This is a genomic window from Halalkalibacterium ligniniphilum (assembly GCF_000334155.1).
Taxonomy (GTDB): domain Bacteria; phylum Bacillota; class Bacilli; order Bacillales; family Bacillaceae_D; genus Halalkalibacterium; species Halalkalibacterium ligniniphilum.
On sequence record NZ_ANNK01000040.1, the window covers coordinates 1 to 20,936 of the forward strand.

At 44.6% G+C, this 20,936-nt stretch carries 22 protein-coding genes and 1 pseudogene; 22 read left to right on the forward strand and 1 reads right to left on the reverse strand.

Annotated elements, in window-relative coordinates; genetic code table 11:
- Positions 1-221: 221 nt before the first annotated feature.
- The 17 genes and pseudogenes from BLT_RS0102855 (at position 222) to BLT_RS0102930 (ending at position 14,330) form a co-directional block, all read left to right on the forward strand.
- The gene (locus BLT_RS0102855; RefSeq protein WP_017726305.1) at positions 222-1,409 is read left to right on the forward strand and encodes an ATP phosphoribosyltransferase regulatory subunit; all 1,188 of its coding nucleotides are present in this window, start codon (positions 222-224) and stop codon (positions 1,407-1,409) included.
- Positions 1,406-2,041 carry an ATP phosphoribosyltransferase gene (hisG, locus tag BLT_RS0102860; RefSeq protein ID WP_017726306.1) on the forward strand — a complete coding sequence of 212 codons (636 nt, stop codon included), beginning with the start codon at positions 1,406-1,408 and terminating at the stop codon, positions 2,039-2,041. The genes BLT_RS0102855 and hisG overlap by 4 nt, the downstream gene beginning before the upstream one ends.
- Complete coding sequence (gene hisD, locus BLT_RS0102865; protein ID WP_017726307.1) at positions 2,038-3,312, forward strand: histidinol dehydrogenase; 1,275 nt, start codon at positions 2,038-2,040, stop codon at positions 3,310-3,312. The genes hisG and hisD overlap by 4 nt, the downstream gene beginning before the upstream one ends.
- Positions 3,309-3,899 (forward strand): imidazoleglycerol-phosphate dehydratase HisB, encoded by a 591-nt coding sequence (gene hisB, locus BLT_RS0102870; RefSeq protein WP_017726308.1) that lies wholly within the window; start codon positions 3,309-3,311, stop codon positions 3,897-3,899. Before hisD ends, hisB begins: the two co-directional genes overlap by 4 nt.
- A 1-nt stretch (position 3,900) precedes the next feature.
- Entirely contained in the window at positions 3,901-4,545 is a 645-nt protein-coding gene (gene hisH / locus BLT_RS0102875) for an imidazole glycerol phosphate synthase subunit HisH (protein ID WP_017726309.1), read from the forward strand.
- Entirely contained in the window at positions 4,538-5,269 is a 732-nt protein-coding gene (gene hisA, locus BLT_RS0102880) for a 1-(5-phosphoribosyl)-5-[(5-phosphoribosylamino)methylideneamino]imidazole-4-carboxamide isomerase (protein WP_017726310.1), read from the forward strand. The genes hisH and hisA overlap by 8 nt, the downstream gene beginning before the upstream one ends.
- Entirely contained in the window at positions 5,270-6,028 is a 759-nt protein-coding gene (gene hisF / locus BLT_RS0102885; protein WP_017726311.1) for an imidazole glycerol phosphate synthase subunit HisF, read from the forward strand.
- Positions 6,025-6,648: a bifunctional phosphoribosyl-AMP cyclohydrolase/phosphoribosyl-ATP diphosphatase HisIE gene (gene hisIE / locus BLT_RS0102890; RefSeq protein WP_017726312.1), complete on the forward strand. Its 624-nt coding sequence runs from the start codon at positions 6,025-6,027 to the stop codon at positions 6,646-6,648. The genes hisF and hisIE overlap by 4 nt, the downstream gene beginning before the upstream one ends.
- 329 nt (positions 6,649-6,977) lie before the next feature.
- A complete protein-coding gene (locus BLT_RS23940) occupies positions 6,978-7,118 on the forward strand; it encodes a hypothetical protein (RefSeq protein WP_161603236.1) in 141 nt (46 codons plus the stop codon).
- A 155-nt stretch (positions 7,119-7,273) separates the two neighbouring features.
- Positions 7,274-8,335, forward strand: coding sequence for a tetratricopeptide repeat protein (locus BLT_RS21285; RefSeq protein WP_017726314.1), 1,062 nt, complete (start codon positions 7,274-7,276; stop codon positions 8,333-8,335).
- Between the two features lie 95 nt (positions 8,336-8,430).
- Positions 8,431-9,375: a thioredoxin-disulfide reductase gene (trxB, locus tag BLT_RS0102905; RefSeq protein WP_017726315.1), complete on the forward strand. Its 945-nt coding sequence runs from the start codon at positions 8,431-8,433 to the stop codon at positions 9,373-9,375.
- A gap of 673 nt (positions 9,376-10,048) precedes the next feature.
- Positions 10,049-10,408, forward strand: a pseudogene (locus BLT_RS22895) (group II intron maturase-specific domain-containing protein); the annotation flags it as partial.
- Positions 10,409-10,542: 134 nt separating this feature from the next.
- Positions 10,543-11,004, forward strand: coding sequence for an 8-oxo-dGTP diphosphatase (locus BLT_RS0102910; protein ID WP_017726317.1), 462 nt, complete (start codon positions 10,543-10,545; stop codon positions 11,002-11,004).
- Between the two features lie 42 nt (positions 11,005-11,046).
- Positions 11,047-11,943: an RNase adapter RapZ gene (rapZ, locus tag BLT_RS0102915; RefSeq protein ID WP_017726318.1), complete on the forward strand. Its 897-nt coding sequence runs from the start codon at positions 11,047-11,049 to the stop codon at positions 11,941-11,943.
- Positions 11,940-12,887: a gluconeogenesis factor YvcK family protein gene (locus tag BLT_RS0102920; RefSeq protein ID WP_017726319.1), complete on the forward strand. Its 948-nt coding sequence runs from the start codon at positions 11,940-11,942 to the stop codon at positions 12,885-12,887. Before rapZ ends, BLT_RS0102920 begins: the two co-directional genes overlap by 4 nt.
- 185 nt (positions 12,888-13,072) lie before the next feature.
- Positions 13,073-14,020 (forward strand): DNA-binding protein WhiA, encoded by a 948-nt coding sequence (whiA, locus tag BLT_RS0102925; protein ID WP_017726320.1) that lies wholly within the window; start codon positions 13,073-13,075, stop codon positions 14,018-14,020.
- A 55-nt stretch (positions 14,021-14,075) separates the two neighbouring features.
- Positions 14,076-14,330, forward strand: coding sequence for an HPr family phosphocarrier protein (locus BLT_RS0102930; RefSeq protein WP_017726321.1), 255 nt, complete (start codon positions 14,076-14,078; stop codon positions 14,328-14,330).
- 233 nt (positions 14,331-14,563) lie between these two features.
- Here BLT_RS0102930 and clpP read toward each other — a convergent pair whose 3' ends face one another.
- Positions 14,564-15,151 (reverse strand): ATP-dependent Clp endopeptidase proteolytic subunit ClpP, encoded by a 588-nt coding sequence (gene clpP, locus BLT_RS0102935; RefSeq protein ID WP_017726322.1) that lies wholly within the window; start codon positions 15,149-15,151, stop codon positions 14,564-14,566.
- A 567-nt stretch (positions 15,152-15,718) separates the two neighbouring features.
- Here clpP and rpoN point away from each other — a divergent pair.
- The 5 genes from rpoN to BLT_RS0102960 all read left to right on the forward strand — a co-directional run bounded on the left by rpoN (position 15,719) and on the right by BLT_RS0102960 (position 20,926).
- Positions 15,719-17,056, forward strand: coding sequence for an RNA polymerase factor sigma-54 (gene rpoN / locus BLT_RS0102940; RefSeq protein ID WP_017726323.1), 1,338 nt, complete (start codon positions 15,719-15,721; stop codon positions 17,054-17,056).
- A gap of 18 nt (positions 17,057-17,074) precedes the next feature.
- Positions 17,075-17,320, forward strand: coding sequence for a glutaredoxin family protein (locus BLT_RS0102945; protein WP_017726324.1), 246 nt, complete (start codon positions 17,075-17,077; stop codon positions 17,318-17,320).
- 153 nt (positions 17,321-17,473) lie between these two features.
- A complete protein-coding gene (locus tag BLT_RS0102950; protein ID WP_017726325.1) occupies positions 17,474-18,505 on the forward strand; it encodes a sugar-binding transcriptional regulator in 1,032 nt (343 codons plus the stop codon).
- A 77-nt stretch (positions 18,506-18,582) separates the two neighbouring features.
- Positions 18,583-19,590 (forward strand): type I glyceraldehyde-3-phosphate dehydrogenase, encoded by a 1,008-nt coding sequence (gene gap, locus BLT_RS0102955; protein WP_017726326.1) that lies wholly within the window; start codon positions 18,583-18,585, stop codon positions 19,588-19,590.
- A 151-nt stretch (positions 19,591-19,741) separates the two neighbouring features.
- A complete protein-coding gene (locus BLT_RS0102960) occupies positions 19,742-20,926 on the forward strand; it encodes a phosphoglycerate kinase (protein WP_017726327.1) in 1,185 nt (394 codons plus the stop codon).
- Positions 20,927-20,936 lie beyond the last annotated feature (10 nt).

Sequence of the window (20,936 nt, forward strand, 5' to 3'; positions counted from 1 at the left end):
CGGGGGTTGGAGAGTTGTGTAAACTACAAGTATTACTTTATCTTGGTAGTACATTAGCGAACTAAAGTGAAGTTGTGAAGCTTAACATAACAAAACATGAAACCAGCTCTAAACCGCATCATAAAGCTAGCGCACAACATAAAACAAAGCAACAAACAATAATTCTTTTACGATAATGAACGATCAGCTATGCTAGAGATAGCTGATAAGGAGTTGAAATGATGTCAAAGCCATTTATGTTTGAGAAGCCATCTGGAATGAGGGACACCCTTCCCGATCTCTATCAAACGAAAAAAGCGATTCGCGAACAAATGGAAGAAGAAATTCGCCTTTGGGGCTATGAAGCGATTGAAACACCAACGCTTGAATATTACGACACAGTCGGTGTGGCCTCTGCCATATTAGATCAGCAGCTATTTAAGCTGTTAGACCAGCAAGGAAACACCCTTGTTCTTCGCCCTGATATGACGGCGCCGATTGCCCGTTTAGTCGCATCAAGCTTAAAGGACCGGGCCTATCCATTGCGCCTTGCTTATACGTCAAACGTCTACCGTGCCCAGCAAAATGAAGGCGGAAAGCCAGCCGAATTTGAGCAGCTTGGTGTCGAGCTTATTGGCGATGGCACATCCAGTGCCGACGGGGAAGTGATTGCCCTGATGGTCGCCGCCCTTAAACGAGCAGGACTTAAAACCTTTAAAGTTGCGATTGGACACGTTGGCTACGTGAATGCACTGCTCCTTGATGTGGTCGGTAACGAAGAGCGTGCCGAAGGTCTTCGCCGCTTTCTATATGAAAAGAACTATGTTGGCTACCGTGAGCATGTAAAAGGCTTAAATTTATCTTCCATTGATAAAAGCCGTCTCCTTAGCTTATTAAAATTACGAGGTGGACGACAAGCCATCGACGATGCGGCCTCACTGATTCAAACCGCGGAAGGTGAAGTGGTGCTGAATGAAATGACCAAGCTGTGGGACGTCCTTGAAAGCTACGGCGTCGCTGATTATGTGAAGCTTGATTTAAACCTTGTTCTTCATATGAGCTATTACACAGGTGTCGTTTTCGAAGGCTATGGAAATCGCCTCGGTGTGCCTCTCTGTAGTGGAGGACGCTACGATGATTTGCTGACAAAATTTGAGCGACCAGCCCAAGCGACAGGATTTGGTGTTCGCCTTGACCTACTGGCAGAAGCCATTGGGGAGAAGCCAATTGAGCAAAAACAAACGTGCATTATGTTCAGCAATGAACGTCGGGATGAAGCGGTGGCGCTTGCGTCGGAAAAACGGCGAGATGGGATCGCTGTTGTGTTGCAGGATATTTCTGGAGTGACCGATCTTGATTCCATGTCGGATCAGTATGGAGAGGTCATCTATTGCATTGGAAAAGCGGGAAAAGGAGGTGCGTCTGAATGAGCACATTAACGGTTGCCATGCCGAAGGGCCGAATTTTTGAAGAAGCCGTTGAGCTCCTGCGAAAGGCAGGCTACAATCTTCCAGCCGAATTTGATGATTCGCGAAAGCTGATAGTCGATGTTCCAGAAGAGGATATGCGCTTTATTTTAGCGAAGCCTATGGACGTACCGACCTACGTCGAGCATGGCGTTGCCGATGTAGGTGTTGCGGGAAAAGACGTGATGATCGAAGAGGAACGGGATGTGTACGAAGTTCTAGATTTAAAAATTAGCGAATGCTATTTAGCGGTTGCTGGCTTACCTGGCTATAAAAAAGGGGAGATCAACCCGAAGGTCGCTTCCAAATATCCGAACCTTGCAACCCGTTATTTTAAAGAGCAAGGGGAGCAAGTGGAGATCATCAAGTTGAATGGCTCGATTGAGCTCGCCCCGTTAATCGGCTTAGCCGATCGGATTGTGGATATTGTATCAACGGGTCGGACACTGGCAGAAAACGGACTTGTGGAGCTTGAGACGATTGTTCCAATTACGTCGCGGCTGATTGTCAACCCGGTGAGCTATCGCATGAAGGATGAGCGGATTGACCAAATGGTGGAACGCCTTTCTGCCGTGATCGAGGGGGAGCCTGTATGAAAATTTTAAGCGTTGATGCGAACGTAAGCATTAAAAGGGACCTTGATACAGGAACAGAGATGCAGCGTGATGCCGTGGATAACATCATTGCCCAAGTGAAGGAGCAAGGCGATAAAGCACTTTTTTCCTTAACGAAGCAGTTTGATGGGGCACAATTAACGGATCTCCGTGTGCAGGAATCTGAAATCAATGGGGCATATGAGCAAATTGATGAAACGGTACTTGAAGCGATTCGTGAAGCAATCGATAACATTCGTGACTTTCATCAACGGCAAAAGCGCCAGTCCTGGCTCACAACAAAAGAGGATGGGACGATTCTTGGACAAAAAATAACACCCCTTGATTCTGTCGGGGTCTACGTCCCTGGTGGAAAGGCAGCATATCCGTCCTCCATTATGATGAATGTCATTCCAGCACAAGTCGCCGGTGTGAAAAAGATCATCATGGTTTCACCACCACAAGCAGATGGAAGCCTTCCTGCCGGTGTTCTTGTTACGGCGAAGGAGCTTGGCGTCGAGACGGTGTTGAAGGTTGGTGGCGCCCAAGCGATCGCTGCCCTCGCTTATGGCACGGAAACCGTTCCTGCTGTCGACAAAATTACCGGTCCAGGGAATATTTTCGTTGCCCTTGCAAAGCGTGCCGTCTTCGGTCATGTGGACATTGACATGATTGCTGGACCAAGTGAGATTGTCGTCCTTGCTGATGAAAAAGCGAATCCTCGCTATATTGCGGCAGACTTACTCTCACAAGCTGAGCATGATGAGCTTGCCTCTGCTGTGCTCGTTACACCCTCTCGCCCGCTTGCAGAGCAAGTTGCCCGCGAAGTGGAGAAGCAGCTTGCAACGCTGCCGCGAAAAGAGATTGCAGGCGCATCGATTCGCGATTATGGCGTCATTTATGTTGCTGATTCAATCGATCAGGCCATTAATGTCGTCAATGAGCTCGCCCCAGAGCATCTTGAAATTTTAACCGAGGAGCCAATGACGTACATCGGTCGGATCCGCCATGCAGGTGCGATTTTTGTTGGACCTTATAGCTCCGAGCCTGTTGGTGACTATTTCGCTGGGCCAAATCACGTGTTGCCGACGAATGGAACGGCACGTTTTTCAAGCCCGCTAAATGTGGATGACTTTACGAAAAAATCTAGCATCATTTCTTATAGCAAGCAGGCCCTTCTTGAAAATGGAACAAAAATTACAGCCCTCGCTAGACTCGAAGGATTAGAGGCGCATGCGCGAGCGATTGACGTACGATTGGAGGATGAAAAATGACAGAACGGAAAGCAAGCATTGAACGGAACACGGGTGAAACGCAAATCAAGCTCGAATTTGCCATCGATGGTGAAGGGAAAGCAAACCTAAAAACAGGCGTCCCTTTTATGACTCATATGCTTGATTTGTTTACAAAGCACGGTCATTTTGATTTAACAATTGACGCAGCTGGTGATATAGAGGTTGATGATCACCACACAACGGAAGATATAGGTATTTGTCTTGGGATTGCATTAAAGGATGCCCTTGGTGATAAAAAAGGGATTCGCCGCTATGGAAATGCCTTTGTGCCAATGGATGAAACCCTTGCTCAGGTCGTTGTCGATTTAAGCAATCGTCCACACTTGGAATTCCGCGCAGAGCTGCCAAGCCAAAAGGTCGGGACCTTTGATACAGAGCTCGTTCATGAATTTTTATGGAAGCTAGCAATTGAAGCACGGATGAACTTGCATGTCATTGTTCACTATGGTCACAATACGCACCACATCATTGAGGCCATTTTCAAGGCGCTCGCCCGTGCTCTTGATGAAGCAACAGGGATCGACGAGCGGGTGAAAGGCATCCCTTCCACGAAAGGAATGTTGTAGCATGATTGGGATCATCGATTATGGAATGGGAAATCTTCATAGCGTCAGCAAAGCTCTTGAGCGACTAGACTTTGACTATTTCATCTCTGAAAAGGTTGAGGAGCTTAAGAAAGCGGACGGCTTGATTTTACCAGGCGTTGGCTCCTTTCGTGATGCAATGACGATTTTAAATGAAAAGGGCTTAACAGCCTTTATGAAAGGCTGGGCGGAGGAAGGGAAGCCGCTGTTAGGCATTTGTCTTGGCATGCAGCTGCTGTTTGAAGAGAGTGAGGAGAACGGGCAAACAGAGGGTCTTGCGTTGCTTCAAGGTCATGTGAAACGGTTCTCAGGCGTTGCAGAGGATGGGACGAGCTACAAGGTTCCTCATATGGGCTGGAACCGCTTGGCATTTTTGCAAAGCGATCACCCGCTTTTGCAAGGGGTCGAGGAAGGCCATGTTTACTTTGTTCATTCATACGTGGTGAAAACAGAAGCAACCGATGTTCTCCTTGCCACAAGCTCTTACTATGAAACCGTTCCTGCTGTCGTTGGTAAAAGCAACGTACTAGGAACGCAATTTCACCCAGAAAAAAGCAGTGATGTAGGGATGAGTATTTTGCGGAATTATGGTGCGATTGTGGAAAAAGGGGTGAAGGCGCGTGGCTAATTTCATTATTTATCCAGCGATTGATATGCGTGATGGGAAATGTGTCCGTCTCGTTCAAGGGGACTATGACCAGGAAACGGTCTACGGAGATTCTCCATTTCATATGGCGAAGACGTTCGCAGAGCAAGGCGCTGAATGGATTCATATGGTTGACCTTGACGGGGCGAAGGCGAAGGAACGGGTGAACCATGAGCATGTCATTCGTGTTGCTAAAGAGCTTGATGTTTTCGTCCAGGTTGGCGGAGGTATTCGTACAGCTGAGGACATTGCCTACTACTTAGAGCGTGGTGTGGATCGTGTTATTCTTGGAAGTGTGGCGGTAAACGACCCGGATTTTACAAAAGAGATGCTTGCAAAATATGGTGGCGAAAAAATTGCGATTGGCTTAGATGCCCGTGATGGCTATGTGGCAACGGAAGGCTGGCTTGAAACTTCCTCGGTGAAGGCTGAAACGTTAGGGCGAGAGCTCGCAAGCCATGGGGCTGAAGTGTTCATTTTTACAGACATTTCCCGTGATGGCATGCTGACAGGTCCAAATACGGAAGCGATCGCAAGTCTTGCAGAAGCAACAGGGAAGCAGGTCATTGCATCTGGTGGAGTGAGTTCTCTAGCGGATCTTTCTGAGTTGCGCCAAGAACAACAAAAAGGGGTTGCTGGTGCAATTGTCGGCAAGGCACTCTACACGAATCAATTTACGCTCAAAGACGCATTGGAGGGGAAATAGATGCTGACAAAACGGATCATTCCTTGCCTTGATGTAAAAGAGGGGCGTGTCGTCAAGGGCGTCCAGTTTGTGGATTTGCGTGATGCAGGTGACCCTGTTGAGCTTGCTGCTTTTTATGATCAGCAAGGCGCCGATGAGCTCGTCTTTCTTGACATTTCGGCTTCCCATGAAGGACGGGAGACGATGATCGATGTCGTGGAAAAGGTGGCAGGAACACTGGCGATTCCTTTTACAGTTGGCGGCGGGATCAATTCCCTAGAAGACATGAAGCGTGTGCTCCGAGCTGGCGCAGATAAAGTGTCGTTAAATACAGCAGCAGTCCTCCGGCCGGAGCTGATTACGGAGGGGGCTGATTACTTCGGTTCTCAGTGCATGGTCGTCGCCATTGATGCAAAGTATGATGAAACGCTCGGCTCATGGCGCATTTATACCCATGGCGGTCGTAAGCCGACAGAATGGGAAGTGCGTGAATGGGCACAGGAAGCGGTGCGTCGTGGTGCTGGGGAGATTTTACTGACGAGCATGGATCAGGATGGAGCGAAGACAGGCTTTGATGTGGCGTTAACAAAAGCAGTGAGCGAGGCAGTACCGGTACCAGTCATTGCCTCTGGAGGTGCTGGAGCCAAGGAGGATTTTGCGGAAGTGTTTAAGGAAGCAAGAGCGGATGCGGCTCTTGCGGCTTCAATCTTTCATTATAAAGAAACGTCCGTCGAAGAAGTGAAGACGTACTTAAAAGAAGAGGGGGTCGAGATTCGATGAACCTTGACACACTTAAATTTGATGATAAAGGGCTGATTGCAGCGGTCGTTCAGGATGCAGGAAGCAAAGAGGTTTTGACGGTTGCCTACATGAACGAGGAGTCATTGAAAAAGTCGATTGAGACGAAAGAGACGTGGTTCTATAGCCGTTCCCGTCAGGAGCTTTGGCATAAGGGAGAAACATCAGGTAACACCCAAAAAATCGTCGACATTCGCTTTGACTGTGATGCTGATGCCCTTGTCGTTCTTGTTGAGCCGGCAGGACCTGCTTGTCATACGGGAAGCTACAGCTGCTTTTCTGAATCGCTTTTCGGTGAGAAGGCTGTCACGAAAAAAGACCGTTTTGCAATTATAAACCTTCTTGAACAGACGATTGCAGAGCGTGAGGCAGAGCGACCAGAGGGTGCGTATACGACGTATTTATTTGAAAAAGGTGTCGATAAAATTTTAAAAAAGGTTGGCGAAGAAGCAGGTGAAGTGATCATCGCGGCGAAAAACCGCGATCATGAAGAGCTGAAATGGGAAGTTGCCGACTTACTCTACCATGTGCTGGTACTCCTTCGTGAACAGAAGCTTCCCCTTGATGAGGTGCTGAAGGTTTTAGAGGAACGCCATAAATAATCAAGTGGGTCTGACCGTTTCCTCGGTCGACCCTTTTTTTCATACGTTAGGTAAGGATAAATGACGGACGGAAACAAAGGCTTTCACTATGGAGGACTTGGCGAAAAGCCAAGCTTTTCTAACCTTTCAGGGAGTTGAGAGCTTGTCACCTTTGAAATGGACACAGGTTCCTTTATATGTGAAAAAAGATACGTTTGTATGGTAAAAGAGGACGGAGGAGCCGCTATTTGCAGAAAATATAAATGATTAATGGGAGTGTTGACGAAATAAGCGCACCTGAGTACGTATGGGTTAAAATCAAGAGCGCTTTCACGCAAATAGAGGATGACATGTCTGTTAAAAAAGCAAATTTCAAGTGGGAAGAGCGAGTCGCTTATGCAGATTTGATTGAAGAGGAGCAAAGCTGTATTAGTGAAATGAAGAACCTCCTTTCGTTAGTGGAGGGTCTTGTGAATTTTCTCCCATTCTAAGTAATAAATAAGCGATTCATGCACGTTTTTTGCAAAGGCTGCTCTTTCTTTTTTTGGCTTGATGCAACTTTTTGTAGAAAAGTGTCTGACAACATGAGCAATGAATGTAGTATAATGGGAAGTAATGTTGGAAAGTTGGAGGGAATACAGACTTCATGGATGTAACCTATGAGCCGAAAAAGCAAAACATTATCCCGTTTTTTCAAAGTGGAGACTATTTTTTTCATCGGGGTGTCATTGCCTACAGAAAAAATCACTTGCAACGGGCAGTGAAGTTGCTTGAGAGAGCGGTTAAATTAACGGAACAAGAGCCTGTTTTTCATATACAGCTTGCGGCCGTCTTAGCGGAGATGGGCCAATACGAGCGTTCAAATGAAATTCTCGAAGCGGTGCTTGAGGAGCTTGATAAAGAACAAAGCGAATGCTATTTTTTTATGGCCAATAATTATGCCTACTTGGGGCTTTTTGAAAAAGCAGAGCGTGCTGCACAAACGTATCTTTCCCTTTGTCCTGATGGGGATTTCGCCAATGATACGAATGATTTGCTTGAGCTATTAACATTTGAAAAGGAAGAGGAAGACGAAGAATGGGAGCTGTCTGAACCGGAATCCGATCAGTATCTTTTACAGCACGAAAAAGCACGGCATTTACTTAAAGAAGGATTTGTGGAAGACGCAATTCCGGTTTTGCAAGCGATCATTGAAGAGCACCCCACCTGCTGGGCGGCTCATAATCGTTTGGCAGAAGCGCTGTTTCGATTAGGGGACGAGTCTGCTTTTGACGTCTGTGAATCGATTTTAGAAAACGACCGGGGAAACCTTTTTGCCTTATGTAATTTAGCTGTTTTCTTTACGAAGATGGATCGCTTCGCTGAAGCACGTCCATTTATTGAAGCGATTCGTAGCGTTCATCCCCTTGATTTAGAGCACCGCTTAAAGCTTGCGCAAGTGCTTTGTACCGTAGGTGAATACGAGGAAGCTTATGAGCGGCTGCGTGATCTAGAAAAAACGAGCATTGGACAAAACAGAGAACGCTTAACATGCTTTGGGGTTTCGGCGTATCATTTAGATAAGGAAGCAAAAGCGCTTCAAAATTGGAAGAAGGCAGCAAAGCTTGGAAGTCGGCGTGCTGCTGATTTATATGCCCTAAGCATGGTTGATGTGCTGCGTAAGCATGAGGTCACTTATGACCTGTGGGAAGATGAAGCAGATTATTAGACATTGGGAAGAATATTTTTTACGATAATTAGTGAACTTAATGAAATAGTGGTTAGTATAGATTGGGTAAATGAAAGGTAAGAGGAGTGAAAACCATGAGCGATGAAAAAGTTTATGATGTGATCATTGCAGGAGCCGGTCCTGCAGGAATGACTGCAGCGGTTTACACGTCTCGTGCTAATTTGAGCACGGTGATGATCGAGCGCGGTGTTCCAGGCGGGCAAATGGCGAATACAGAGGATGTGGAGAACTATCCAGGGTTTGATCATATATTAGGCCCTGAGCTGTCTACGAAAATGTTCGAGCATGCAAAGAAATTTGGTGCGGAATATGCGTATGGCGATATTAAAGAAATTGTAGATGAAGGGGAATACAAGCTCGTAAAAGCAGGAAATAAAGAATACAAGGCACGAGCTGTCATTGTCGCAACAGGTGCTGAGTATAAAAAACTTGGTATCCCTGGTGAAAAAGAATTGAGTGGCCGCGGTGTATCCTACTGTGCCGTTTGTGACGGAGCCTTCTTTAAAGAAAGAGAGCTTGTTGTCGTTGGCGGCGGTGACTCAGCCGTTGAAGAAGCGGTATATTTAACTCGTTTTGCATCAAAGGTAACGATCATTCACCGCCGTGACAAGCTTCGTGCTCAAAAAATCCTTCAGCAGCGTGCCTTTGACAATGAAAAGGTGGAGTTTATCTGGAATCATGTCGTAAAAGAAATCAATGGAACAGACGGCAAGGTTTCAAGCGTCACGATTGAAAGCACAGAAACAGGTGAACAAAAGGAATTCAAAACAGATGGCGTGTTCATTTACATTGGGATGCTCCCATTAAATGAAAGTGTGAAAAACCTTGGTATTACAAATGAAGAGGGCTATATTGTGACAAATGAAGAAATGGAAACGAAAGTGCCAGGCATTTTTGCAGCTGGAGACATTCGTGAAAAAAGCCTTCGCCAAATTGTAACGGCAACAGGGGATGGAAGCTTAGCGGCACAAAATGTTCAGCATTATCTTGAAAGCTTAGGGGAAAAAGTAAAGGGCTAAGGGTAAATATAGGAAAAACGTAATTCCCTTTTAACGAATTTGTAACACGTATGAAACAAAAGAAGCGTATGATAAAGATAAGTAATTGACCCCCTTTTTTATATAATTTGCACGGACTTCATGTCCGTGCCCTTTTTTTTGTGCGCCCAGCATGGGTGCAATCTATAGGGTGAGAGTCCCGAGCCGTGAAGGCAGAAGTAACATTAGCTTAACGCAAGGGTGTCCATGGTGACGTGGAATCTGAAGGAAGCGAGCGGCGAATCTCCGGTCCGAGGAACACGAACTTCATACGAGGCTAGGTATCATTGGGTGAGTTTGCACAACAAAACAAAGCCCTTTCTGCCGAAGATGATACAGAGTAAATGAAGCGGATAGATGGAGGGAAAGATTGCACTCTTACCTGGGGAGGTCTGACTGATAAGCCAAGCACTCTTGGTAACCTATTTAGTGATAAATAGTTGAACAGTCAGAAGTTTGCAGAAGCCATCGTACCATGCATTCTAGCGTGCATGGGAAGGGCTGAATCATAGAAGGAGAATTGGCACTTTGCGTACGCAACGTTTGATGAAGCAGAAACAGACAATCCTTCCTAATTGGAGGAAGCGGTGAATCCACGGGGGACATTAGAAGGGCGGAAAACGGTTGCCGCACAAGAAGAATGACTCATTCACGTAAAGAACTGGAGAAAAGGAGAATCCCTTTCGTTCGTTATGCAGATGACTGTAATATTTTTGCACGCTCGAAAAGAGCCTGAGAACGTATGATGCAGAATATCACAACGTTTATCGAAACGAAACTTAAACTAAAAGTGAACCGGGAAAAAAGTGCAGTAGACAGACCATGGCGAAGAAAGTTCTTAGGCTTCACCTTCACCTTCACCTTCCATCCTGACCCCAAAATCAGAATCTCCAAACAGAGTATTCAACGACTAAAACAACGAATACGTGAGTTAACTTCAAGAAGGAAGTCCATAAGTATGAAGGACAGGTTGGAGAAGTTAAACAGGTACTTAGTTGGATGGTTAGAATATTATCAATTCAAGTCCTCTCTTCCTTTCACATCTTAGTCACATCTTTGCTTTCAGCCCTGCTTTTCCTCACTGAAGTATTTGTGACACTGGGAAAATGAATGTATAATAAAGGTGGATAATAACGTGAGGTGAAATCGGTGCAAAGAGTAACCAATTGCATTTTAATTGATGGTAAACAAGTGTTGCTTCTTCAAAAGCCGAGCCGCGGTTGGTGGGTTGCTCCAGGTGGAAAAATGGAGCCAGGAGAATCGATTAAAGAAGCCGTAACAAGAGAATATCGAGAAGAGACTGGCATTCATTTGAAAAATCCGCAGCTTCAAGGCGTGTTCTCAATGGTGATAATCGATCAAGGGAAAATCATCGACGATTGGATGATGTTCACCTTTAAAGCTTCCACCTATGAGGGAGAACGCTTAGCTTTTTCTCCTGAAGGGACTTTAGCATGGAAAAATCGAAACGACATACACTCGTTGCCGATGGCAGAAGGAGATCATTTAATTTTTAAGCATATCCTTTCTTCAGACGACCTCATCTATGGAACGTTTCACTACACACCTGATTTTCAGCTTGTTTCCTACAGACTGGATCCGAATTCATAAGAACCTAAGAGATAATACAAAAAGTTGGAAAAGGTGATAGATATGACGAATGCACGTGAGGAAATTCAAATTGTCATCATCACAGGGATGTCTGGTGCTGGGAAAACCGTGGCCGTTCAAAGCTTCGAGGATTTGGGGTATTTCTGCGTCGATAACCTCCCTCCTGCATTAATTCCAAAATTTATTGATTTAATTGAGGGATCAGGCGGGAAAATGAACAAGGTCGCCCTTGTGATTGATTTGCGGGGCAGGACGTTTTTTGACCATTTATTTGAAGCGATTGACGCGATTAGTCAGTCCCCTAACCTTCATTTAAAAACACAAATTCTGTTTTTAGATGCAAAGGATGCGAAGCTTGTGCAACGCTATAAAGAGACGCGTCGTTCTCATCCACTTGCGAAAAACGGTTTGCCTCTTGATGGGATTAAAGCCGAGCGCAAAATGCTTGAGGACCTAAAAGGTCGCGCACAGCAAATTATTGATACAACCGATTTAAAGCCCCTCCAGTTACGGGAACGGATCATTCAGCGCTTTTCATCAGGTGAGCGACATCCGTTTACGGTCAATATGATGTCCTTCGGCTTTAAGTATGGGATCCCCATTGATGCGGATTTAGTGTTTGACGTTCGCTTTCTTCCAAATCCTCATTATATTGATCACATGCGCCCAAAAACAGGTCTTGATGAAGAGGTATCATCATACGTCTTAAAATGGACGGAAACACAACAGTTTATCCAAAAGCTAACCGAGCTGCTTGCATTTATGCTTCCTCAATACAAGCGTGAAGGAAAGAGCCAAGTGGTGATTGGGATTGGCTGCACAGGTGGAAAGCACCGTTCTGTTACCTTAGCAGAGCATTTTGGCAAAGTGTTTGCAGATGAATTTGATATGCATGTCAGCCATCGTGACATTGAGAAAGGAAAGGAAAAAACGACGTGAAAAAAAAGAAAATCGTCGTGATTGGCGGAGGAACAGGCCTTTCCGTACTCCTGAGGGGCCTAAAAACTTTTCCTGTTTCCATTACAGCCATTGTGACTGTGGCTGATGATGGAGGGAGCTCAGGAAGGTTGCGTAAGGAGCTTGATATTCCACCTCCTGGGGATGTGCGAAATGTGTTGGTCGCTCTATCTGAAGTAGAGCCTCTTGTGGAACAGCTTTTTCAGCATCGGTTTCAAAATGGGAACGGACTGTCCGGGCACTCATTAGGAAACTTATTATTAGCTGGAATGACCTCGATCACAGGGGACTTTGCCCGGGGGATTACAGAAATGAGCAAAGTTTTGAATGTTCGCGGCAACGTGTTGCCTGCAGCGAACCGAAGCATTGTTCTTCACGCAGAGATGGAAGATGGCACCATCGTTAGTGGAGAATCAAAAATACCGTTAGCAGGAAAGAAAATTAAGCAAGTCTTTTTAACACCTAAGGATGTAGAACCCTTACCAGAAGCGTTAATGGCAATCAAAGAGGCAGATCTGATCGTAATTGGTCCTGGCAGTTTATATACGAGCGTGCTACCGAATCTCCTTGTTCCTGGAATCGTGGACGTCATTAAGGCTTCGGCAGCGCGGAAAGTATATATTTGCAATGTGATGACGCAAAAAGGTGAAACGGATGGGTATACAGCTGCAGACCATCTTGAAGCTTTGCTGGAGCATTGCGGCCCAGGGCTTGTGGATGACGTGCTCGTTCATGGACTGGCGATTCCTGAAAGCGTAAGCAAACGCTATGCAATGGAGGATGCAGAACCAGTTATCGTTGATAGAGAGCGCCTTCAGTCATATAATGTAAGCATTATTAGCGACCATTTTGTCCTTGAAAAGCAGGGTGTTCTCCGTCATAATGCGATTAAGGTTTCAGAGGCGCTATTAGGAACAACAAAATGAAGGAAGGCGATTGTTTCAAGGTTGAAGCCGCCTTCTTAGCACCATTTTAAGTAAGATGGGATTGTAAGAGCTGAATAACGATGTCGTGTAGCAAAAACGGTGGAATTTGCTTAAGGTGAATGGAGGCAAGTTCCGATTTTCAACAGGCGAAGCTACACGGGACTGGGAGTAAAGGGGTGAAGCACATGTCTTTCGCAGCCACAACCAAAAAAGAACTGACACAACTAGAGAGCAAGCCATGCTGTGCGAAGGCAGAGTTGGCAGCACTGATTCGAATGAATGGCTCCTTGTCATTTAGCAATCAACAGCTAGGCCTCGACGTTACAACCGAAAATGCGGCGATTGCCAGAAGAATTTATACATTAATTAAAAAAATCTATCCTGTTATGTACGTGGAGCTGCTTGTCCGTAAAAAAATGCGCTTGAAAAAAAACAATGTGTATATAGTAAAAATTACGCAAGAGGCAAAAATGCTTCTTGAAGAATTGGGGATTATCGGAGAAGGCTTTACGCTTCATCAAAGGATTTCAAAGGAGTATCTCAGCTCTTCTTGTTGTCGACGGGCATACTTACGAGGGGCGTTTCTTGCAGGGGGGTCGGTGAATCACCCTGAAACCTCATCGTATCATTTAGAGATTTTCTCTCTTTATGAAGAGCATAATAATTCTCTTTGTGAATTAATGAACGCGTTTGGTTTAAATGCAAAAACATTGGAACGTAAGAAGGGGTTCATTACGTATATAAAAGAAAGCGAAAAAATTACGGAGTTTTTAAATATTATAGGTGCCCATCAAGCCTTGCTTTACTTTGAAGATGTGCGCATTATGAAAGATATGCGAAACTCCGTCAATCGGCTCGTGAATTGTGAGACGGCAAACTTAAATAAAACTGTTGGCGCTGCCCTTCGTCAAGTTGAAAACATTCGCTTTATTGATCGGGAAATCGGTCTTGAGTCACTACCGACAAAGCTAAGAGAAATTGCCGAGCTTCGTCTTAAGCATCAAGATGTAACCTTGAAGGAGCTCGGTGAAATGGTTCAAAGCGGGGCTGTAAGTAAATCAGGAGTCAACCACCGCTTACGAAAGCTGGATGAGCTTGCTGAAAAAATTCGTTCAGGAGCACCTATTGAATGAGGGAAATCATAAAGGAGCAAACGAATAGAACAGAAGTAGACAGGAGGAGATTGAAATGGTTGAAAAACAAATCGAAGTCAAATTAAAAACGGGATTGCAGGCACGACCAGCTGCTTTATTTGTCCAAGAAGCAAATCGGTATGCGTCGGAGGTTTTTATCGAAAAGGATGGGAAGAAAGTCAACGCAAAAAGCATTATGGGCTTAATGAGCTTGGCGATTAGTAGTGGAAGCGTCATCACCCTGATTACAGACGGGAGAGATGAAGAAGAAGCGATGGCTGCCCTTATCCAATTTATTGAAAAGCAATAAGTGAACCCTTCTGGTGAAAATCCAGAAGGTTTTTTTACACTTTTTGAATGGATACAGTTGCTCCTTTGAAAACATAAATCGCTTTCTAATGCGTATTTCATAAGCGCACAATTGCAACAGGCTACAGAATTTGTCGAACGAGCGTTAAAGAATCAGGTGCTTCAAATGTGTAAGATTGATGGAAAAGAATGAAAAAAGCTGCCGAGATTGCTCTCTCAGCAGCCATTGAACGGTCATTTTTTCGATGGCTCAATGATTTGGTCAATTAAGCCGTACTCTTTCGCTTTTTCAGCAGTCATAAAGTTGTCACGGTCTGTATCCTTTGCAATCACTTCTAGTGGTTGACCTGTACGCTCAGCAAGAATTTTGTTAAGTGTCTCACGCATTTCAAGAATACGTCTTGCATGAATTTCAATATCACTTGCTTGCCCGCGTGTTCCACCAAGAGGTTGGTGAATCATGACTTCACTGTTTGGCAAAGCAAGACGCTTTCCTTTTGCACCAGCTGCAAGGAGGAAAGCACCCATTGAAGCGGCCATCCCGATACAAATGGTTGAAACCTGTGGTTTAATAAACTGCATTGTGTCATAAATCGCCATCCCAGCAGTAATGGAGCCTCCAGGGCTATTAATGTAAAGGGAGATGTCCTTTTCAGGGTCTTCTGCTTGTAAGAAAAGCAATTGAGCAACTATGGAGTTTGCTACGTTGTCATCAATCGCACTACCTAACATAATGATTCGGTCTTTTAGAAGACGTGAATAAATATCATAAGCACGCTCTCCACGATTGGTCTGTTCAATGACTGTAGGAATTAAATTCATCTGTATGTGCCTCCTTTTTAATTACGCGGGGCATGACCACCGCTTCTTTCTTATACGTTGGAAACCTGTTCCTATGTACATCATACCCAATTGGTCAAAGAAGGTCAAATACTTTCCCCCTCTTAATTCTAACATATTCCGCTTTGCCTAAAGAAATCCCTGCTTTAAAGGATAACCGTTTTGATAAAATCTAAACGTGAGAAGAGAAGGAGATGGATGTTTTCGATATAGAAACCTCCATGAGCGGGATCGCTCTTCCAAAACGGATGAAAACGAGTTTATGTGCACCCATTCAATGAAAGTGGTGTGAGCGACACGCTGCCTGCTTTATCATTCCGTAAGCTAAGTCCCCTTTTCCGCAGAAAAAAATAAGAATTGACAGTAGTGAAACAGCCTTATCCTTATGTATAATAGATAGAGACATAGAAAGCGTTTTCGAAAATGTCAATGATTTGTTATGTAAGATATTATTACAGATATATTTATTATAGAAAGCGCTTACAATAATTTGGACAGCGTAAAAAACAAGGTTTTGTGCTATGATGAAAACAGCAAGGGGGATGAATCATGAATTTCGGTTTATATCAACAACAGACAACAAGCCTCGTGATGACAAAGGAACTTCGTCAAGCCATTTCCCTATTGCAATATTCAACGATCGAATTAACGGCCTTTATCCAAGAGCAAGCACTTGAAAATCCGCTGATTGAGCTTAAGGAGCCCTCCTCATCTACTTTGGCTGAGCATGTAAAAGAAATGAGAGAAGATGTGGATGAAGGTGGAATGATTCAAGATAAAAATGACAGTTCTCCTTTTGACTACTTGCGGATTGAACGCTTGGCGCTTAGTGATTACCTCATCCAGCAAGTACGGTATTTACCGTTATCTAAAGAGGAGTTAAGCTGGCTTTATTATTTTATTTATAGCATTAGGGATGACGGGTATCTGTCTCGCAGCTTGGAGGATTTGCAGAACGATTTGGAGATTTCGACGGAAGAAGCAGAAGCGACGCTCTCTCGCTTACAAAGCTTAGAGCCAGCTGGTGTAGGAGCCCGCTCCTTACAAGAGTGTTTGCTGCTTCAGCTCCAACGAAAAAAGGAAAGAGATCCGTTAGCAGAAACGATTGTGGCACACTATATGGATTTGTTGGCTGAAAAGAGGTGGAAGCAGCTTTCAAAGGAACTTCAAGTCTCTCTTTCTGATATACAGTCTGCCTATGACCGGATTCAACAGCTTGATCCAAGACCAGGAACCCACATTGGAGGCGAACCGACAAGCTACTTAATTCCAGATGTAACGATTGAGTGGGTCGAAGGGGAATTGGCGATCCTTCTCCATGACGATTACTTGCCAAAAATCTCCTTAAACCGTCAATATCAATCGTTATTGCTTGATTCGGGCAACCAAGAAGCCTCACAATATGTAAAGCAAAAATATCAACAAATACAGTGGCTTATGAAAAGCATTCAGCAACGGCAACAAACCCTTTTGAAGGTAGCGGAGGCGATCCTTGCTCATCAGCGCGACTTTTTTACGAGCAAAGATGGGATGTTGAAGCCCCTTACCTTGCGGGAGATTGCTGAAGAGATTGGCATGCACGAATCAACCGTTAGCCGGGCGACGACTAATAAGTACGCCCAAACACCGCGAGGGCTTTTTGAGCTAAAATCCTTCTTTTCCTCGTCGATACAAAATGGGTTCGGTGAGTTGACGTCAAGTGATTCAGTCAAGCACTATATCAAAGAGGTCATTGCTAGTGAAGAGAAACAAAAGCCCCTTTCGGATCAAAAAATTGTTTCATGGCTGAAAGAGGAAAAAGGGATTACGGTGTCTAGACGTGTAATTGCAAAATATCGTGATGAACTAGGAATCCCGTCCTCAAACAAGCGGAAACGTTATGAATAATGGAGGGTCAAATGAAGTATGGTAGAGGTAACGTTTTATACAAAAGAGCAGTGCCCTTTATGTGAGAAAGGGTTTACTCTTTTAAAAGCACTTCAGCGAGAGTTGTCTTTTTCAATCAATGTCATTGATATTTATCAGGAGGACGCTTTAGTCGAAAAGTACGGAATGATGATCCCTGTTGTCGCTATTGATAATGAAGAGATTGATTTCGGCATTTTATCGGAAGAAAAGATAAGAAAGCGATTACTTAAAAAAATCGGATAATTATCGCTTGTGTACCGATCATTTCCTTGTTAAAATAAAAAATGAAGATGAGGAAGTGATCTTTTTTTTACCCTTATTGGGACATTAAATGTCTTACCGGGACGTTTTGTGACCCTATATTAAACCGTCGTTTCCAGCAAAGGAGAAGGTCGGATGCGTAAATTGTTAAAGATTCAACAAAAGCTTTTACCAGACTTGCTCGAGGTTTTGGCAAAACGCTATCGGATTTTGCAGTATATTCGTTTGATGCAACCGATTGGCCGACGAAGCTTATCATCTAGCTTAAACATCTCCGAACGGGTTTTACGCAGTGAAGTCACTTTTTTAAAGGAGCAAGGACTTGTCCATATTGCCTCTGCTGGCATGTATGTGACAGACGAGGGTGAAACACTGTTTGAAGAGCTTGAACTGGTGATGAAGGAGCTGCTTGGTCTACAAGAATTGGAAGCGAAGCTTGAGCAACAGCTCGGGGTCAAAGAAGTTCTGATTGTCCCAGGGAATAGTGATGAATTTTCTTGGGTGAAAAAAGAGCTTGGCCGTGCTTGTATCGCCAAAATGAAAGAGGCTCTGAAACCTCGTGATGTTGTGGCGGTGATGGGAGGTACCACCCTCGCTGCTGTCGCTGAAATGATGATGCCTGATTCTCGGATGGCCAATGTTACCTTCGTACCTGCCCGTGGAGGACTTGGGGAGAAAGTGGAAAACCAGGCGAATACAATTAGCGCCACAATGGCTGGTAAAGCAGGAGCACAATATAAGCTTTTACATGTGCCAGACCAATTGAGCGAAGAAGCGTATGCCTCTCTCATTGCTGAGCCAGGTGTCAGAACCATCCTTGAAAGCATTAAATCTGCTTGCATGGTTATTCATGGGATTGGAGAAGCTAGTACTATGGCATTGCGTAGAGGATCAGACCGTGATTTTCTGGAAAAGATTGAACGAGAGAATGCTGTAGCCGAAGCATTTGGTTATTACTTCGACAAAACCGGTCATGTTATTCATAAACAGAGAACCATTGGCTTGCAGCTAGATGAGCTGGGAGAAGAAAAATTGGTGATTTCGGTTGCCGGGGGCGCTTCAAAAGCCGAAGCGATATCCGCGTATATGAAGTACCGGCCGAGTGATGTATTAATTACCGATGAAGGGGCGGCGAAGCGTCTTTTAGCTTTACATGATGCAAAGTAATGTTACACAGTCACTTGGCACTTATTGTCAGGTTTCTAAAATAAAATTTTTACCTTATTCCAAGGAGGAATTCTTCAATGGCTACAAAAGTTGGTATTAATGGTTTTGGACGTATTGGACGTAATGTTTTCCGTGCGGCACTAAAGAACCCAAATGTTGAGATTGTTGCAATCAATGATTTAACAGATGCAAATATGCTTGCACATTTGCTTAAATACGATACGGTTCACGGAAGACTTGACGCTGAGGTTTCTGTGAATGGAGACAATCTAGTTGTAAATGGTCACGAAATTATTGTCAAGGCTGAGCGCGACCCGGCACAGCTTGGTTGGGGAGATCTTGGAGTTGAAGTTGTTGTTGAATCAACAGGACGCTTCACTGCTCGCGCGGATGCTGCTAAACACCTTGAAGCAGGAGCGAAGAAAGTCATTATCTCAGCTCCAGCATCTGATGAGGATATTACAATTGTTATGGGTGTTAACGAAGATAAATACGATGCAGCAAGTCACCATGTGTTATCAAATGCTTCTTGTACGACAAACTGTCTTGCACCATTTGCAAAAGTATTAAACGATAAGTTTGGTATCCGTCGTGGAATGATGACAACTGTTCACTCATACACAAACGACCAACAAATTCTTGACTTACCGCATAAGGACTACCGTCGTTCTCGTGCAGCTGCTGAGAACATTATTCCAACAACAACAGGTGCTGCAAAAGCCGTTTCTCTTGTTCTTCCTGAATTAAAAGGAAAGCTAAACGGTGGGGCGATGCGTGTGCCAACACCAAACGTATCCCTTGTTGACCTTGTAGCAGAGCTTGATAAAGACGTAACGGTTGAAGATGTCAATGCGGCATTGAAGGAAGCGGCAGAAGGGGATCTTAAAGGTATTCTTGCATACAGCGATGAGCCGCTTGTATCTGGTGACTACAATGGAAACCCTGCGTCTTCTACAATCGATGCACTTTCAACAATGGTCATGGAAGGCAACATGGTAAAAGTAATTTCTTGGTACGATAACGAGTCTGGTTACTCACACCGTGTTGTAGACTTAGTTGAATATATTGCTAAGCAAGGACTATAATCTAAGATAGTGATGGTAATGGAAGAGGAGGAAGAGGATATGATTCTGACTCCTCTTTCCATTGTCTAGCTTTCGGCAGGCAATCTAGCGATGACTTGCTTGCAAGAGACAATCTGCTTTTAGATTATGACCGAATATTAGGGGGTATATCATGAACAAAAAAACCGTTCGTGACCTTGCTTTGCAAGGGAAAAAAGTGTTCTGTCGTGTAGACTTTAATGTTCCAATGAGCGAAGGAAAAGTAAGCGATGATACGCGGATTCGAGCAGCTCTTCCAACGATTCAATATCTTGTTGAACAAGGGGCTCGAGTGATTCTTGCCAGCCATCTAGGACGTCCTAAGGGAAAGGCGGTTGAAGAACTCCGTTTGAACCCAGTAGCCAAGCGCCTAAGTGAACTGCTTGGCAAGGCGGTGGCAAAGGTTGATGAAGCTCATGGTCCAGTTGCAGAAGAGGCTGTAGCTAAGCTTCAAAATGGTGACGTGCTCTTACTTGAAAACGTACGTTTTTATCAAGGAGAAGAAAAAAATGACCCCGAATTAGCCAAAGCTTTTGCAGCACTTGCAGATGTGTACGTAAATGATGCGTTTGGTGCAGCGCACCGTGCTCATGCGTCAACAGAGGGAATTGCCCATCACTTACCAGCCGTTGCTGGATTCCTGATGGAAAAAGAGCTTGATGTGTTAGGAAAAGCATTATCCAACCCTGAACGTCCATTTACAGCAATTATCGGTGGCGCGAAAGTCAAAGACAAAATCGGCGTGATTGAGAACCTCCTTGATAAAGTGGATAACCTAATTATCGGTGGCGGTCTTGCCTACACGTTTGTAAAAGCGTTAGGTCACGAAATCGGTAAATCTCTTTTAGAGGAAGATAAAATTGAGTTAGCGAAATCCTTCATAGAGAAATCGAAGGAAAAAGGCGTCAATTTTTATATGCCTCAAGATGTGATTGTGTCGGACGATTTTTCTGAAGATGCAAATACTCAAGTTGTGGATATTGATTCCATCCCTGCTGATTGGGAGGCACTAGACATTGGGCCGAAAACTCGTGATACATATCGCAGCGTCATTCTGGATTCGAAGCTTGTGATTTGGAATGGACCAATGGGTGTTTTCGAACTAAACAAATTTGCTGAAGGAACAAAAGCTGTTGGGCAAGCACTTGCAGATGCAAAGGACACGTATTCAGTCATCGGCGGTGGAGATTCTGCGGCCGCAGTTGAAAAGTTTGGCCTTGCCGATCAAATGAGCCATATTTCAACAGGTGGCGGTGCATCCCTTGAATTTATGGAAGGAAAAGCCCTTCCAGGCATTGTCGCCCTAAACGACAAGTAAGCCAGAAAAG